General features: G+C 53.0%; 14 protein-coding genes. 2 read left to right on the forward strand and 12 right to left on the reverse strand.

The features are described from left to right. Window positions 1-32 precede the first annotated feature (32 nt). From Q0W37_RS00505 to rimP, 5 genes are all read right to left on the reverse strand, one after another. Window positions 33-1,199: a tRNA pseudouridine(55) synthase TruB gene (locus Q0W37_RS00505; RefSeq protein WP_297697734.1), complete on the reverse strand. Its 1,167-nt coding sequence runs from the start codon at window positions 1,197-1,199 to the stop codon at window positions 33-35. Next, complete coding sequence (rbfA, locus tag Q0W37_RS00510; RefSeq protein WP_072976600.1) at window positions 1,200-1,553, reverse strand: 30S ribosome-binding factor RbfA; 354 nt, start codon at window positions 1,551-1,553, stop codon at window positions 1,200-1,202. Window positions 1,554-1,705: 152 nt separating this feature from the next. Continuing rightward, entirely contained in the window at window positions 1,706-4,774 is a 3,069-nt protein-coding gene (gene infB / locus Q0W37_RS00515; RefSeq protein ID WP_297697737.1) for a translation initiation factor IF-2, read from the reverse strand. Window positions 4,775-4,804: 30 nt separating this feature from the next. Next, entirely contained in the window at window positions 4,805-5,974 is a 1,170-nt protein-coding gene (gene nusA, locus Q0W37_RS00520; protein WP_297697739.1) for a transcription termination factor NusA, read from the reverse strand. A gap of 15 nt (window positions 5,975-5,989) precedes the next feature. Beyond that, a complete protein-coding gene (gene rimP, locus Q0W37_RS00525; protein WP_297697741.1) occupies window positions 5,990-6,436 on the reverse strand; it encodes a ribosome maturation factor RimP in 447 nt (148 codons plus the stop codon). A 163-nt stretch (window positions 6,437-6,599) separates the two neighbouring features. Between rimP and Q0W37_RS00530 the strand changes: the two genes are divergently transcribed. Next, window positions 6,600-6,812, forward strand: a complete 213-nt coding sequence (locus tag Q0W37_RS00530) for a hypothetical protein (RefSeq protein WP_297697743.1) — start codon at window positions 6,600-6,602, stop codon at window positions 6,810-6,812. Between the two features lie 5 nt (window positions 6,813-6,817). Here Q0W37_RS00530 and Q0W37_RS00535 read toward each other — a convergent pair whose 3' ends face one another. The 5 genes from Q0W37_RS00535 to Q0W37_RS00555 form a co-directional block, all read right to left on the reverse strand. Then, entirely contained in the window at window positions 6,818-7,558 is a 741-nt protein-coding gene (locus Q0W37_RS00535; protein WP_297697745.1) for an NUDIX domain-containing protein, read from the reverse strand. 76 nt (window positions 7,559-7,634) lie between these two features. Continuing rightward, window positions 7,635-8,753: a hypothetical protein gene (locus Q0W37_RS00540; RefSeq protein WP_297697747.1), complete on the reverse strand. Its 1,119-nt coding sequence runs from the start codon at window positions 8,751-8,753 to the stop codon at window positions 7,635-7,637. 13 nt (window positions 8,754-8,766) lie between these two features. Beyond that, window positions 8,767-9,687: a peptidase M23 gene (locus tag Q0W37_RS00545; RefSeq protein WP_297697749.1), complete on the reverse strand. Its 921-nt coding sequence runs from the start codon at window positions 9,685-9,687 to the stop codon at window positions 8,767-8,769. A 6-nt stretch (window positions 9,688-9,693) separates the two neighbouring features. Further along, window positions 9,694-10,341, reverse strand: coding sequence for an STAS domain-containing protein (locus Q0W37_RS00550; RefSeq protein WP_297697751.1), 648 nt, complete (start codon window positions 10,339-10,341; stop codon window positions 9,694-9,696). A gap of 89 nt (window positions 10,342-10,430) precedes the next feature. After that, complete coding sequence (locus Q0W37_RS00555; protein ID WP_297697753.1) at window positions 10,431-11,765, reverse strand: hypothetical protein; 1,335 nt, start codon at window positions 11,763-11,765, stop codon at window positions 10,431-10,433. A gap of 57 nt (window positions 11,766-11,822) precedes the next feature. Here Q0W37_RS00555 and Q0W37_RS00560 point away from each other — a divergent pair, with 57 nt between their 5' ends. Beyond that, complete coding sequence (locus Q0W37_RS00560) at window positions 11,823-12,773, forward strand: tyrosine-type recombinase/integrase (protein ID WP_297697755.1); 951 nt, start codon at window positions 11,823-11,825, stop codon at window positions 12,771-12,773. A gap of 78 nt (window positions 12,774-12,851) precedes the next feature. Here the strand turns inward: Q0W37_RS00560 and Q0W37_RS00565 are convergent, their stop codons facing one another. Together Q0W37_RS00565 and Q0W37_RS00570 are read right to left on the reverse strand one after the other, a co-directional pair. Next, window positions 12,852-13,985 (reverse strand): hypothetical protein, encoded by a 1,134-nt coding sequence (locus tag Q0W37_RS00565; RefSeq protein ID WP_297697757.1) that lies wholly within the window; start codon window positions 13,983-13,985, stop codon window positions 12,852-12,854. Between the two features lie 5 nt (window positions 13,986-13,990). Then, window positions 13,991-15,196, reverse strand: coding sequence for a hypothetical protein (locus tag Q0W37_RS00570; protein WP_297697759.1), 1,206 nt, complete (start codon window positions 15,194-15,196; stop codon window positions 13,991-13,993). Between the last annotated feature and the right edge of the window lie 7 nt (window positions 15,197-15,203).

Genomic DNA, 15,203 nt, shown 5'->3' on the forward strand with positions numbered 1-15,203 from the left:
TGTCATCCCCGCGAAGGCGGGGATCACCTTTTTTATTCATCTTCCCCTAAGTAGAACTTCGGCTTAATGCGCCCCGGTTCATAGTGACATAGGCTCAGGACTTCGCCCTGCATATTCGCGACAAACACATGGCCCTCGGGGCCTACGCCCTCGATTTTCTCTTTCCACGGGAGCCAATTGCCCTGGCGAATGACGGCCACCTGTTCATCGGTCAGGCGCACCACCGGAAAATCGAGCACCGCATCGACCGGCAACAGGTTTTCTCGGGTCAAGTCCTCGCCACGCACCGCCTTATCGAGAGTCACGTTACCGATGCGGTGTCTGCGAATCTGCGATACGCAGGCGTAGGTCCCGAGGGCTCGTCCGATGTCGCGTCCAAGAGCGCGGATGTATGTTCCCTTGGAACATTCGCAAATCAAGTCGAATGTCGCAAATTCCTTGCCGGAACAGCCCTCGGTTACATTTCCCTCGCCAATCACCTTGAGTTCGCTAATGCGAATCTTGCGGGGTTTTAATTCAATGTTGCGGCCGCGCTCCATCAAGTCGCTTGCACGGACACCGTTGATTTTGACGGCACAGTATTTCGGCGGCACCTGTTCGATATCGCCAACAAACTGCGGGAGCACCGCTTCGAGCATTTCGCGAGAAACGCCCTGGATCCTTCGACTACGAGCCTCCGGCTCTTCGCTCAGGATGACACTTTCATTTTTTCCATCTTTCGGCCCTTCGACAAACTCAGGGACCTTACTAGCAACATCGCCCTGGATGCCAATGTCTTTATCTGGCATAGGCTGCGAATCGCTAAGCGAGCATTCATCGGCCGAAGGCCGAGGCCATGCGAGCGTGCAATTTGCAGCCGGAGCCACAACAACGCCTTCGGCTCTAGGATGACGTTCGTCAGCCGAAGCCACATCAACAGCACGTTCATCCTGCGCGACGACTTCGCCATCCCACTCGAGGGTATCGGTTTCGTAGCCCAAGTGCAGCCTAAAACTATAGCACTTGTCCTTCGCCTCGACAAACGGCAAAAGACGCGTGCAGCGGCCGGTCGCCGCAATAATCAAGCCAGACGCGCGCAAGTCAAGCGTACCCGCATGACCTACGCGTTTCGTAGAAAAGACCCTTTTCAGTGGGAAAAGGGCCTTAAAAGAAGTTTCGCCAGCAGTCTTGTCCAAAAGAACGAAGCCGGAATTGCTCAACTAGAGGTCCCCTTTCTGCTTCAGTTCGGCCAAGATGCTTTCGATATGCATGGCGTGTTCCAGGTTTTCATCCAGAACAAAATTCAGTTCCGGAATTTTACGGATCTTAAGCGCCTTGCCTAAAACAGTGCGGATATAACCCGCCGAATTCTTGAGGCCAATCAGCGAATCACGCTTTTCCTTGTCGGAACCCATCACGGACACCATGACCTTGGCGTAGCTCAGGTCATCGGTAATCGTCACGCGCGTGATGCTTGCGAGGCTGCTCACACGAGGATCCTTCAAGCCCTTCTGCAAGAGCTTGCCGATTTCCTCGCGGAACTGTTCGTCCAATCTGTCAGTTCTTCTACTCATTGATACTAAAAGGTATGAGGTTTGAGGACGGTCGTCTTACGACTCCCTTTGAGGATTGAGCTTTTTATAATCGCGCCTTTGGCGCCTGAATCTTCTCAGAGCGACCAAAAGTCGCGACCTCACACCTCAAAGTGCGAAGCACGACCTCATCTCTACGTTGCACTTTCCTCTTCCGCGGCTTTCTTCGCCTTTTCTTCGGCTTCTTCGCGAGCGACATCCTTCAGGGTACGGGCAACCTTGATTTCCTTGAAGAAGATCAAGCTATCGCCTTCCTTGATGTCTTCGTAACCCTTAAGACCGATACCGCATTCAAAGCCACGAGCGACAGACTTGACGTCGTCCTTCATGCGCTTCAAGGACTGGACCACGGTCGTACCGAGTTCCACACCGTTGCGGTACACGCGCACATGGCTGGTACGGTCGACTTCGCCGTCGGTAACCATACAGCCTGCGATGAGACCGATCTTCGGAATCTTGAACACCTGGCGAATTTCTGCTTCGCCGGAGAGTTCTTCGCGCATGGTCGGCTTCAAGAGGCCTTCCACAGCGTTGGTGATATCTTCAATGCAGTCGTAAATCACGCGGTAGTTGCGGATCTCGATGCCTTCCTTCTGGGCCATTTCGCGGATAGAGAGCGACGGCATCAAATGGAAGGAAATAATGATTGCCTGTGCGGTCGTAGCGAGCAAGATATCGGATTCCGTAATGGTACCCACACCCTTGCGGATAATGTTGACGCGCACTTCCTTGTTGGTAAGCTTTTCGAGGCTTGCTGCAAGAGCTTCTGCAGAACCGCCCACGTCGGCCTTAACAATAAGGTTGAGTTCGGAGAGCTTACCTTCCTTACGATCGTTGAAGGTATCTTCCAAAGTCTTCACGTTACGAGAACGCAGGTCGCGTTCACGAGCAGCCATACGGCGCTTGGAGGCAATTTCACGTGCGGTCTTTTCATCTTCGACCACGATCAAGTCATCACCGGCCTGCGGAGTACCGTCAAAGCCGAGTACCTGACACGGAGCAGACGGAGGAGCTTCCTTCATCTGTTCGCCACGTTCGTTAAACATAGCACGGACACGACCAGCGTAAATACCGCAAACAAACGGGTCACCCACATGGAGCGTACCGTTCTGCACGAGGATCGTGGCCATAGAACCCTTACCCACGTCGAGCTTGGATTCCACCACGGCGCCGCGAGCGTGAGCATCGGGGTTAGCCTTGAGTTCGAGCACTTCGGCTTCGAGGGCGAGCGTTTCCAAGAGGTCGTCCATACCCTGGCCCGTACGTGCAGAAACTTCGATACAGCTGGTAGAACCACCCCACTGTTCCACTTCCACGCCGCGTTCAGCGAGCTGGGCGCGAATCTTGTCGGGGTTAGCGGTCGGCAAGTCGATCTTCGTGATAGCCACGACCATCGGCACCTTTTCACGCTTAGCAAGTTCAATAGATTCAACCGTCTGCGGCATCACCATGGAGTCGGCAGCCACCACGAGCACGATCACGTCGGTCACCTGAGAACCACGAGCACGCATAGCACTGAATGCTTCGTGACCCGGAGTATCGAGGAAGGTCACCTTACCCTGCTTGGTCGTGACTTCGTATGCACCGATGTGCTGCGTAATGCCACCCGATTCGCCGGACACCACATGGGTTTTACGAATCCAGTCGAGCAAAGAAGTTTTACCGTGGTCAACGTGGCCCATCACCGTCACCACCGGGTGACGCGGCTTCAGGTTTTCAGAAGATTCTTCTTCCACGCCGAGCACTTCTTCTTCGTATTCTTCCATCAGCTGGGCTTCGTAACCGAATTCGTCAGCCAAGAGCTGGATGGTTTCAAAATCGAGGCGGGCGTTGATGGTCACCATCATGCCCATTTCCATGCACTTCGCGATCACGCGGGCCGGCATCTGGTCCATAAGGCCAGCGAGTTCGCCCACGGTAATAAAGTCGGAAGTCTTGAGGATTTTCTTTTCTTCGCCCGGAGTATTGTCGTTATGCTCCTTGCGGTAAACTTTCTTGACAGGCTTCTTGGACAGGTCAGCCATCACGCGGGAAACGTTCTGACGAACGACTTCCTGCTGGATTTCCTTCTGCTGGTCCTGACGGTCCTTGCCATTGCCGCGACGGTTCTTGTCGTTCTGGCCGTGGCGACCGTTCTGCTGCTTGCCACCCTTGCCGCCCTGGTTCTGGCCGCCAAATCCCTGGCCGCCACCATTGCTTGCGTTAAAGGCATCCTGCATGGAACTGCCGGTAAAGCCGCTGGCGCGTCCCGTAAAGGTACGACCGCCATTGTTGCCGCCATTACCACCATTGCCGTTACGGTTGTCATTACGACGTCCACCGTTTCGATTGTCGCCGTTATTGGAAAGACGACCAAATGTACCCGTGTAGCCTTGCTGGTTTCCACCGCCGCGGTGTCCGCCACGGTTTGCCTGGGCCTGTTGCTGGGATTTCTTGATACGGGCGAGAATCGCTTCGTCGGGCTTGAACACCTGAGCCTTCATCGGAGGCTGCTTGAGTTCCATGCCGGGGGTCACCATGGCAGGCTTTGCCGGAGCGTTCTGAACTGCAGGCTTTGCAGCCGGTGCCGCAGCAGGAGCTTCTGCCTTCGGAGCCACATTGGCGGGAGCAGCAGGGGCAGCGGGCTTTACTTCGGCGGCAGGAGCCTTCGGAGTTTCGCTCACCTGCGGGGCAGCGGCAGGAGCTTCGGCCTTCGATGCAGCAGGAGCTGCAGGGGCAGCGGGTTTCACTTCGGCGACAGGGGCCTTCGGAGCCTCCACCGGAGCACTTACTTTCGGAGCTGCGGCAGGAGCCTCGACCTTCGGGGTCGAAGGTGTTGCAGCCGGAGTTTCAGCCTTTGGAGCCGGTTTTGCGGGAGCGGGCTTTGCTGCAGGAGTGGCAGGCTTTACAGTAGCCTTCTTGCCCTTAATCAGCGTCACCTTGAGCTTTCCATTTCCCGCAGTCGCGGATTCTTTCTTCTTTGCCGAAGAACCACTGGAAGCATCGGAAGGCGTAGCCTTTTTCAGATTCTTGTTGCGGGCTTCGGCCTTCTGACGTTCGCTTTCGGCGGCCGCTTCGATTTTCTCATAGTCCGCGGCATCCACCTTGGACATGTGAGTACGGACAGTAACGCCCGCATCGCGCAGCAACTTCATCACGACGTCGACTTTGACACCGTGGGATTCAGCCCAATCTACCGGTTTAATTTGATCTTCAATAGCCATGAATAGCTTCCAATGTTCCTTTTTTAAAACTTAGCGTGCAGCCCTGCGGTTCTGGTTCAAGTCGGCGGCAGACGGAGATGTAATCCTAGCCTTCGTTTCGTCATCCTTTTCGGACCATTCCTTTTCGCCAAAGACATCCAGGTTGCGTTGCACCAGTTCGGCAGCGAGTTTCACGTTCTGGCCGTTCTTGCCAATCGCAAGAGCCAGGTTTTCGTCGCTGATAATCACCACCACGCGGCGCGTTTCCGGCACGGGAATCTGCTTTACGACCTTAGCCGGAGTAAGAGCGCGTTCGATAAAGGTATCGAGGTTTGCATCCCACTGCACAATGTCAATGCGTTCGTTGCCCAATTCACGGACAATCGTCTGGACACGGGCACCCTTCATGCCAACGCAGGCGCCGACCGGGTCAATCTTTTCGTCACGGGCATGCACGGCAATCTTGGCGCGGAAACCCGGTTCGCGGGCAACGCCCTTGATTTCCACGGAACCTTCGTAAATTTCGGGAACTTCCTGACGGAACAGTTCCTTGAGGAAGTCGCCATTTGCACGGGAGAGAATCACCTGTGCACCGTTCTTGGAAGATTCTTCCACGCGGGCGACAACGGCCTTAATCGAGTTACCCTGTTCCCAGCGTTCACGCTTAATTTGTTCACGATACGGAATCATCGCTTCGGTCTTCTTGCCGAGCTTCACGATGATGTTATTTTGTTCGTTACGCAGCACTTCGCCACTGACCATGGAACCGATACGGCCACGGTAGTCGTCCATAATCTTCTGACGTTCAGCATCGCGAATCTGCTGGTTCAAAAGCTGCTTTGCCGTCTGAATGGCCTGACGTCCAAATGCAGAAATAGGAATTTCCATTTCGAGGAAGTCGCCCGCCTGAGCGTCTTCGTTGAAGTCGCGAGCTTCTTCGACCAGCATATAACCCTGGTCGAGCTTTTCCACTTCGGCAGCAGTCATGTTCGGGTCGTAGTCCGGATAGTCGTCGACCACGTCCACACGCAGGTACACATGCACCTCGTTGGTTTCCATGTCGAAATCCACATCGATTTTCTTTTCGATGTGCAAGTACTTACGGGCTGCCGTGACAAGCGCTTCCTTCAGCGCATTCAGCACAACGGAATCATCCATATCCTTGGCTTCGACAACACTTTTCAGCACTTCGAGCAAGTTCACCTTCGGTTCGTTCTTCATAACATGACCTTCCTATTAAATTTGTACATCCACTTTCGCCACCAGCACCTCGGAACGGGGCACGACAACGTCGCCAGCATTCCCCTTGAGGGTGAGCGTCAAATTTTCTTCGTCTGCAGCAACAAGCTTACCGACCACGGGCTTTCCTGTACTGCGGGTCACCCGCACAAAACGTCCGATATTGCGGGTAAAATCGGCGACCGACTTCAAGGGGCGGTCCAACCCCGGCGACGACACTTCAAGCGTGTAGGCACCTTCAATAATGTCTGGGTCCAGGTCCAGAGCATCGGACAAATGACGGCTCACATTCGAGCAATCGTCGATAGTGACCCCTTCGGGCTTGTCTATGTAAAGGCGAAGCGTCTTGCGTTTACCGGCGCGGAACATATCCTGTTCCACCAAGGTGACACCGGCGGATTCGCACGCCTGGGCGATAAGTGTATCCAATTTCTGGGCTACCAAATAGACCTCGTATAATAAACGGCGTTCGCATACGGGCCCGACTTTTGCTCATTCAAGCGAAAATTGCACCCACGAACGTCAGTACATACCAAATAGAGAAATTTTTTTGACCTTGGGCAACCGGGATTGATTAAAATGGGGGGGGAAAAGCTATATTTGGCGCATGGCTTACGTACTTCTGATGATTGCTTCCCTGGTCGGACTTGCCGGCTGCGCCTATTTTTTACGCAAGAACATCCTTGTCATCCGCGAAAAAAACAAGAATGAACCCAAGGCCTACAAGCGTAAGCTGAACTACGTACTCACCGGTCTCTGGTACGGGTACCTGACGGTCTTCTTTATCGGACTCACCGTCAACAATCTCGGCAATTGGTAAAACCTCTAGTCTCTCGTCTGTAGCGAAGCGTTCTCTCGTCTAGAATCGAGCCAGCGTTCGTACAGGAACAGCGCAATCAGGTTCTTTCCGTCGATAAATTCGTGTGCGGCTTCTTCGTAAGGGAGCACCACGGTCTTGATCCACTCAATTTCCTCGGTATACTCCTGGTCGCGACCATCCATCGCCTTTAGCTGTTCAGGCGTCACGTCGCGTTCTATCGCATACAAACGAATACGTTCATCCAACAATCCGCAACTTGCCGCGAAGCCTTCACTCTTGCCCTTGTACCAAAAATCCATCAGGTCGATAAGTTCCGAATCGTCTGCCTTTATCTGGGCTTCTTCTTCGAGTTCGCTGAGAGCAACCTTGCGGTAATCCCCAGTCCAGTCAAGAATTCCCGCCGGGATTTCAAGAGAGGCCTGTTCACCGATGGCAAAGCGCGGCTGACGCACCAGAAGCAGATATTTCTTTCCTTCGCAACGCAGCACCACCAATACACCCACCGCATTCCCACGGACAAGCACAATTCCATGAACCGGGCGACCGTCGGGAAGAGTTGCCGTCGCGGAAAGCTTAATAAACAGGGGCTGCCGCCCCTTGCGTAAAAAATCAGCCGAAGAAAAATGAACCTTGGTGACCACGAACTTTTCTTGGGAACGTTCAAGCCACTCCTTGTAAATGCGGGATTCCAACAGGACCGGGCGATCCGCCTCGGCAATTTCAGGAGAGAAGGAATATTCAATCATAGTCGTTTTATCTAGAGAATTCTGTACCTTCGAACCTTGCGGCCCTTCGGCAAGCTCAGGGACCTTATTCTAAGTTCTAATCTTTTTTCAACGTGTCCGGGGCGACAGTCGCCTTCTTCCATATCTTGGACAAAGTATCCAATATGGCAACATCACCCGTATCGAGCACCATCCTATTGTTTTGCAGGTTGTAGACCATCCACTTTTTCTGCGATGCTGGCCCGCAGAAGGTCTCATCGCCGTCGGGAGTCATCAATTCCCTTATGAAGCGTACCCGCTGCCCCACCGAGTAGCTACTGACCGCAAAGGAATTGTAGGTTCCGCATTCCGGGATTTTTTCGGTATAGTAGGTGCTGTAGTGCCAAATGGTATCGGGGCGTTCCTGTACACGGCCTAGTTCCGTCGAATCATTTTCCCACTTGGAATTGACGCAGTATACCGAATCGGAATCGGCACAAACATAATGCACCGGAACAAGGTTCGTATCGTTTAAATCCCAGTATTTCGGGTAAATCGTATCGGGAAGCGTTTTCTTGCACATATCCACACGGTGCGTACAAGTGGATTTCATGATGCGCCAGTAAAAGACACGGGGCGTAATCGAATCGAGTACACGTAAAATCGAGGGAATTTGTTCACCCTTCTTCTTATTCTTTGTCCGCAACGGATACGCCTTAGGATCGGCAAACGAAGAATCCATATACACATAGAACGTGTCGATTTCAAACGACCCGCGACGCAGTAGAATCGAATCCATCACCGAGTCCGCATCGTTTTTCACCTTGATGAGTCCGATATCTTTCACCTGGTCTACAGGAAGCGTTATCTTCAACGTCGTATCGGGGCGGTAATAAGGAGCGGCGCAGTCTTCAGCCGTCGCATGTATGGCAAGCGTCGGGGAAATCCACAAGACGGTGTCCTGTTTGCTGAAATTCAAGTTTATCGATTTCAGGGCGCAGTTCGAGAATGTCCACATCTTGCCCAAATCCAGATACAGGGTATCCTTCACCAAATGAATGGTCCTGCCAGAATCGAGCTTCGCCTGCAAAAAGAATCCATCTCCATCGTAATAAAAGCCCTCTTTCGACACTTCGAGCGGGCCATCGCTATCCTTTTCGCAACCGACAAAAAAAGCGGCAACGCAGATAAGCCACAGCAACGCAAAGAGCACGAATTTAGGGCAAAGACGGTTCATGAGACCAAAAGTATTAAAAACCCATCTTTTTTTCAAAGGATAGAAGCGAATCCGGAACCACAGGATGCGTCGATGCATAAAAATCGTTCCAACGCACAAACAAGCCGTTCTGTCGCACCGTGAGCAAGAAAGCGGCGCTGTCCTTTGGAGAAATTCGACCGATAACCGTCTTAAGTCCAACGGTATCGCCCACCGCAAGCGAATCTACCGGGAAACCCATTCCCGAAGTCCTGCTAGTCACATTATAGCCATGATCAATCTCGACGAAATAGCCCAGGGAATCCTTTCCCATTTCAAGAATGCGTCCCGATAGCACGGGGTAAATGGGAGCCTCGCCAATGCCGTAAAAGACGTCCATGGCCAAAAGAGATTCCTGACCCTCGAAGTCGAAACCTTCGGCGATATGGAGCGAAGACCATGACAAGGGAAGCCTCGGACACACTCCCGGAAAACGGCACCCAGAGCTTTTAGACACCCACACATAGCTCGAATCTTCTTTCATATAGCGGAAATATACGGAGCGGACGCTATCTTCATGCATCACGAGCACCACGTTTCCAAAATCCTTCACGGGGGCCACCCAATGCAACTTGGACTTGGGAGAGGTACGGAGCGAAGAAACGTAGCGCAAGAACGGATTGGGCAAGAGCGATACATCCGTAGAATCGTCGATCACCCAGGAACATTGGGCTAGTCCCTGTTTTAATTCAAAAGGCTTTCCGCCATAGACCTTGCACCGGTAGTCCCATGTATCCGCCGGAGCTTCTTCGTCATTTCCCGGCAACGGAAGCGCGTTCGCTATTTTCGAAGCGAGTCCCGACCAATACGCAAAAAAAGCTGCAACAGCAAGAGCCAGCAGCCGTATAAGCGGAAACTTATGATTTTTATTGATGGGCTTGCGCTTTCCCTTGTATTCCTGAAAATCGACAGGCATCTTGAACTAGATGTAGAAGAAAGCGAGGACACCGCCAATTGCAGCGAGCAAAAGCAGGACTACGATAATGACAGTCTTTGCCGAGGAAGGTTCTTCGTCGAACGGAACATCCAGTCCTTTCTTCTTAGGATTGTCCTCTTCTTTCGCAATGGCGTTAAAGCTCTTGGTAAAGCGACGGTGCTGTCCCGTGGAATGTCTATCCAGGTGGCGAGGAGGTTCGCTTTCGGTTCCGATATTCTGGGAGGCAACCGCCGAAGGTTCCTCGAGAGTTTCCGACGGAGCCGAATTTTCAGGAGCCTGCGTATGCAGCGAAAAGGACATCATGTCCGCTTCCAGGGCAAACACCTTGATATTCTTGTCGAGCCCTGCCTTGCGGAGTCCATCGACAATAGTCTTGTTGTTAGTAAGGACCGCAAACAGCCCCTTCCGGTCTTCCATTTCCTGCTGGAACTGGATAAAGGCGTTGTACGCATCGCTGTAGACAAAGTCAAGCCCGGTCAGGTCGACCGCCAAGAACTGTTCGTCCTTCTTTTCAGCAAGGAGCGCGCGAACATCTTTCTTAAACTGCTCAGCATCAAAAGCCCCGATAGGATTCAAGGGGGCTGAAATCAAATCAAAAACACCAACTTCGCGATAGTTCTTTAATTGCGGCATACTAGAAATATAAACTAAAATTTGTCAATGTGTGCGATATATCACAAAAAAAATCAAAAAAACAACATTAAACCGGCCACGGCCATTCCCTACTCAAGAACCTCATCGTCGGTTTCAATAACGGCACCCCCTACAGGCGGAACGGACGAAGTTTCACTTTCTTCGGGAACGGTCTCTGCCGCAGGGACTTGTGCGGAATTCGATTCGGATGCTTTATCCAAAGCCTCTTCCGACACCGGTTCCTCTTCTACCGGAGGAGCTCCCTCGTAGGTTTCCTTTTCCATTTCTTCGTAAGAGGCATCCTCATCCGTTTCTTCGGTCAGGATACGGCTATAAGCGGAGGCGGCCTCCGGAGTTCCCTGCCTAGGCGCATGCGAGAACAGGTACGGGCTTACACTCACGCTGACCCGGTGCACCGGCGAAAGTACCGGATGCGATTCAAACGCATAGTCGATCTTTACAAACTTCGCAATGGTTAGACCCGCACCCGCAGTCACGCTCTGGAACGTGGTAAAACTCGAAAGACCCGCCCTAAGGGAAAGACCGAAATCAAAGGCGTACTCGATACCGCCATGCCCACCCGAAAGCCAGTCCAGCGGATCTTCCCAGACACGTTTTCCACGGTCCTTGTCCGTTTCGAAGTCCATGTCACGGGCTTCGCGATGCAAGAGTTCCGCACCCTGCCAGTAAAGGTTCAACCGACCATAAAGGTACGGGACAGGAAGAGAGTAACTTGCCGCAATATAGAGTTCCGGAGAGGAATACTCAAACTCGCCCGACTCCCAGCTGGTCGCCGAAGAGGTCCAGCCTTTCAGGAAAGTCGAAAAGTAGAGTTCGTCGATAGCCCGAACACGAAGTCCCGCGTCGCCACGGAAACCCCAACCCGTCTGGTCGATTTCACGGTAGAGCCCGTGGAAGCCAATACCCAGTTCCAGGCGATCGTTCAGACGGTGGCCAAAGGTCGCCGAGAAAACCCAGTCGGCAATCGAAAGCGTATTGTAGTTAGAACCTTCGGGAAGCGGCTCCCCTTCCTTGATATAGGGGATGTCGTCGGCGCCGAACCGGGAAAAAGAAAGTCCAAGGCCATCGCCCTTACCGAGCGGAACCACGGCAGACGCGTAATCGTACTTGGTGTCCTCGTAGTATTCCGTATGCGAAAAGGACGCCCAGGCGTAGTTCACGTTCGCAAGCTGGTACGGGTTGGACATGAGCCCCAGGTAGTCCCCGTCAACCGCCATGGTCGCAGAACCCAATGCCGCCGAGCGCGCCCCCGGTTCAATGTCGAGAGTGGCGTTCGCACCCACGACGCGGTCGGCCGCCATCAACGGAGAGAAAAAAGCCACAGACAAGACACACGACAACAGAATCACCGGGCGACGGTGACCCTTACAGGTAAAGGAGTCTAGAAATCTTGTCCATGTCATAACTTGCACCCCCAAGATAGATTATTTTTGATTCAGAGACCAATCCAGAATGCGCCCATGAACCTTTCAGAACACATCGAGCAATATTTACTTTACATTGAGAACCGCCGAAGGTTCTCGCCGAAAACGGTAGACACCTACCGCAAGTCGCTCACGAAGTTCCTGGTTCATCTGGGCGCCTTCCCCGTACCGGACGCTCCCCACAAGGAAGAAACCTCTCCGCAGTTCGAAAACGTTCCGGAGCTATCCGCATTTTCAGAAACAAATGTCAAGACCTTCGTATGGGACCTAAAGATGAAACAGAAGCTTGCCCCCACAAGCATCTGCGAGCACCTCGCCGCCCTGAAAAGTTTCGGCAAGTACCTGGTCAAGAGCAAGATTACCGAGAACAACCCCGCCGAAAATGTACCGATGCCCAAGCGCCCCAAGCGCCTGGTAAATGTACTCGGACAGAAGGACCTCGCCGAAGAAAAATTTCCGGAACTCCCCGAAAACGCCACCCTTCCGCAAGTGCGGGCCCGCATTTTACTCGAACTGATCTACGGTTCGGGGCTGCGTATTTCGGAATGCCAGACGCTCACCTGGGACCGCATCAACGAGCACGAGCTGCTAGTACGGGTCCTCGGCAAAGGCAACAAGGAACGAATCGTTCCCCTCACCGAAAGTTTTGTCAGGCGTATCGCGAATTACAAACAAATGCAGCTTGATGCAGGGCATATCCCCACGGCTACGGGCTACGTATTCCTGAGCGAAGACGGGAAGCCCTTCGGGCTACGCACCCTGAGGAACGACATCCAGCATCTGCTTCGCGAAATCGGCTGGGAAGGCAAGGCCAGTCCACACGTACTGCGCCACAGTTTTGCAACTCACCTGCTCGAAAACGGCGCCGAAATCATGAGCGTCAAAGAGATGCTCGGACATTCCAGCATATCGACCACCCAAGTCTACACACACGTAAACGCAGAACGCCTAAGAGCCGCGTTCAAGAAAACTCACCCTAGAGCATAAAAAGTGGCTAGTGATTAGTGGCTAGTGGTTAGGATCATCAACCTGTTTACTAACCACTGTTTACTAATCACTGTCTAACTAGAAGAAGCTTCCCTTGATGCCGACGGCAATGGTCCACTGTTCCCCAAAATCATTCCAGTCGGGAGCGTCCCACTTGCGCATGGGGCTTTCGTCGTATTCGTCATCGGGATCAGCCGCATTGGCCTTGTCATGCAGAGGTAGCGATACGGCGAGGAACACCGGAAAATCCGTATTAGAGAACTCGATACCATAGGCGAATGCCACGGACCAAGCCTGATGATCGGGGTCCGGACGCGGATCGTAGGTACCGACCTTTTCGGAGTTAATCCAGGCGACTCCGAGCGGAATCGAGAAGTTCACGCCGAAGCTCTGCACGATTCCCGGACGTCCACGGTAACCGTAAGCAATGGAACCGCCCACAGACGGTGGCGTATACGCACCAAGGTCGTTTTCGCCATAAGGCTTGAAGCGGTATTCAAAGCGCTTGTCATCGTGATCCAAGTCCTTCCAGTAGGAATCGTTAAATTCGTTTTCACCCGAAATCAGGTGCATGGCAAACGGATGCGTGTACGAAAGTCCGTAAAGCCAGATTCCCTGGTCGGTATCGCGGCTGTAGTCCCAGCCGAGGGTGAGCGAATAAAGTCCCGACCCCTTCTGAAAACTGCTTGGCAAAAACTCTTCGGCGGCATCAGTTCCGCGCTTGATATCGTACTGCCCCGTCGGAACAGAAAGGCTTGCCGAAAGCGAAGCCGCACCACCGCTACCGATAGTCTTGCTGAAATCAAAGGACATATCGCCCATGCCGCCCGTCGTGCGGTCCGTCGGAATCTGGTTACTGCGGTACTGCACTTCGCCACTGTGGCTCATCCACGGAATCGACACGCCAAGCTTTGTAGACCAGGTCGGCTTGATAGAGAAATGCGGCGTAAAGGTCAACCCCGAAAAATTCTGGCCGACACTGTACTTGGTAAAGACCTCAGTTTCAAGATATCCGCCCGAAACACCCTGGCCAATCCACTTGATACCATCTCCGGAGCCGCCCCCCGAGCCACCGGCGCCACAACCGCCAATAGACTCCCACGGAGTCGCCACCTCGACAGGAGAATTGAAGCCGGCATAAAAAGCAACGCCTGCGAGAGCCGCCACGGCAGCCCCCGACAAAATCCCGCTAAACAAATTCTTCTTCATCATTTACCTCACGGGAGTTCAAGCAAGTAACCGTAATTCGTTCCGGCCGCTAGGAAACGACCATCGGGCGAACGCCCACCAATCATGGGGACAGGAGCAATTTCAACCACATCGCCAACCCAGGCAAACGCAAGGTCCGAGGGAGCCCCCGACACAAGCGAAATTTCGCGCATCGCCGTACGGCCGGCACTACCGTCCTGCACAGAGGGGTTCGACAAATCGTTTCTGTTCAAGAACGGAGAACCCTGCGGGAATTCAGTCCATTCCACAAAGAGACGCCCCCTATAGCTAAACCAATGAGGTTGCACGGGTTCTGACATCATCGTCGACGTCTTTTCGATTTCAATCGGATTGGAATTGCCGGACAGTTCCTGTACGAATGACCTCCAGCCCAACATGGATGGTTCAATTACGTTATACACCACGAAATGACCATCCGGAGAAATAAGCGGACTGTCCATCATCCAGTCATCGACACCCGAAGGCTTCTTGAGAATTTTAGCCTTCTTGAGTCCACCGTTTGCAAAATCCACAAAAACAATCTGGTCCTTCTTGTTCACGTAAACGAGACGCACCTGTTTCGTACCGAAGAAACCTTCCACGGTAGCGTCCGTTGCACCTGTATCGGGTTCAGCCCCCGATTCCACCCACAGGTGAGGCGTCGCAAGTTCGCTAATATCCTTGTCGTAGAAGAAAAACTTTTTCTTGTCGGACATGCGGACCGCGAACATGCCGTAATCCAGATCGCTTTCCTTGCAGCCCTTTCCGCCCTTGGAATTGAAGGCCCGCAGCGCAACGATATAACCAGGATGCGTACTCCATTCCGGATCCTGGAAAAGACAATCCCCCGCGTCGGTATCGCGCATCAGGTACCAGAGGACATTCCCCGCCGTATCGGAAACGGAAAGGCGGTCATGCTGAATCACCTTCGAAAGCGTATAGATAGAATCCGGGGCTTTCACGCACAGCGTTCCGCTAAAATTCAGCCACAGCATCGATGCAGGATAGTTGACCGTATCCTGAGACACCGACGGATTGCAAATCTGCTTGCATCCCTTAGGTATATTGAGGTTCACAGGATAGAGCGTTCCGATTTCCGAAGCGTCCCTAGAACTCGACGAAACGCTATCCGATGCGACAAACTGTTCCGGCTCGTAGACACAAGCAGAAAGCGCAAGCAGCAAAGACAAGGTAACTATTTTCTTATAACGCATTATCCGA

It is taken from the genome of uncultured Fibrobacter sp., assembly GCF_947166265.1.
GTDB lineage: Bacteria > Fibrobacterota > Fibrobacteria > Fibrobacterales > Fibrobacteraceae > Fibrobacter.

Excerpts from the sequence above, each read along its gene's own strand:
- rbfA (WP_072976600.1), bottom strand. The coding sequence starts at position 1,553 with ATGAGTAGAAGAACTGACAGATTGGACGAACAGTTCCGCGAGGAAATC.
- infB (WP_297697737.1), bottom strand. The coding sequence starts at position 4,774 with ATGGCTATTGAAGATCAAATTAAACCGGTAGATTGGGCTGAATCCCAC.
- nusA (WP_297697739.1), bottom strand. The coding sequence starts at position 5,974 with ATGAAGAACGAACCGAAGGTGAACTTGCTCGAAGTGCTGAAAAGTGTT.
- Q0W37_RS00530 (WP_297697743.1), top strand. The coding sequence starts at position 6,600 with ATGGCTTACGTACTTCTGATGATTGCTTCCCTGGTCGGACTTGCCGGC.
- Q0W37_RS00535 (WP_297697745.1), bottom strand. The coding sequence starts at position 7,558 with ATGATTGAATATTCCTTCTCTCCTGAAATTGCCGAGGCGGATCGCCCG.
- Q0W37_RS00540 (WP_297697747.1), bottom strand. The coding sequence starts at position 8,753 with ATGAACCGTCTTTGCCCTAAATTCGTGCTCTTTGCGTTGCTGTGGCTT.
- Q0W37_RS00545 (WP_297697749.1), bottom strand. The coding sequence starts at position 9,687 with ATGCCTGTCGATTTTCAGGAATACAAGGGAAAGCGCAAGCCCATCAAT.
- Q0W37_RS00550 (WP_297697751.1), bottom strand. The coding sequence starts at position 10,341 with ATGCCGCAATTAAAGAACTATCGCGAAGTTGGTGTTTTTGATTTGATT.
- Q0W37_RS00555 (WP_297697753.1), bottom strand. The coding sequence starts at position 11,765 with ATGACATGGACAAGATTTCTAGACTCCTTTACCTGTAAGGGTCACCGT.
- Q0W37_RS00560 (WP_297697755.1), top strand. The coding sequence starts at position 11,823 with ATGAACCTTTCAGAACACATCGAGCAATATTTACTTTACATTGAGAAC.
- Q0W37_RS00565 (WP_297697757.1), bottom strand. The coding sequence starts at position 13,985 with ATGATGAAGAAGAATTTGTTTAGCGGGATTTTGTCGGGGGCTGCCGTG.
- Q0W37_RS00570 (WP_297697759.1), bottom strand. The coding sequence starts at position 15,196 with ATGCGTTATAAGAAAATAGTTACCTTGTCTTTGCTGCTTGCGCTTTCT.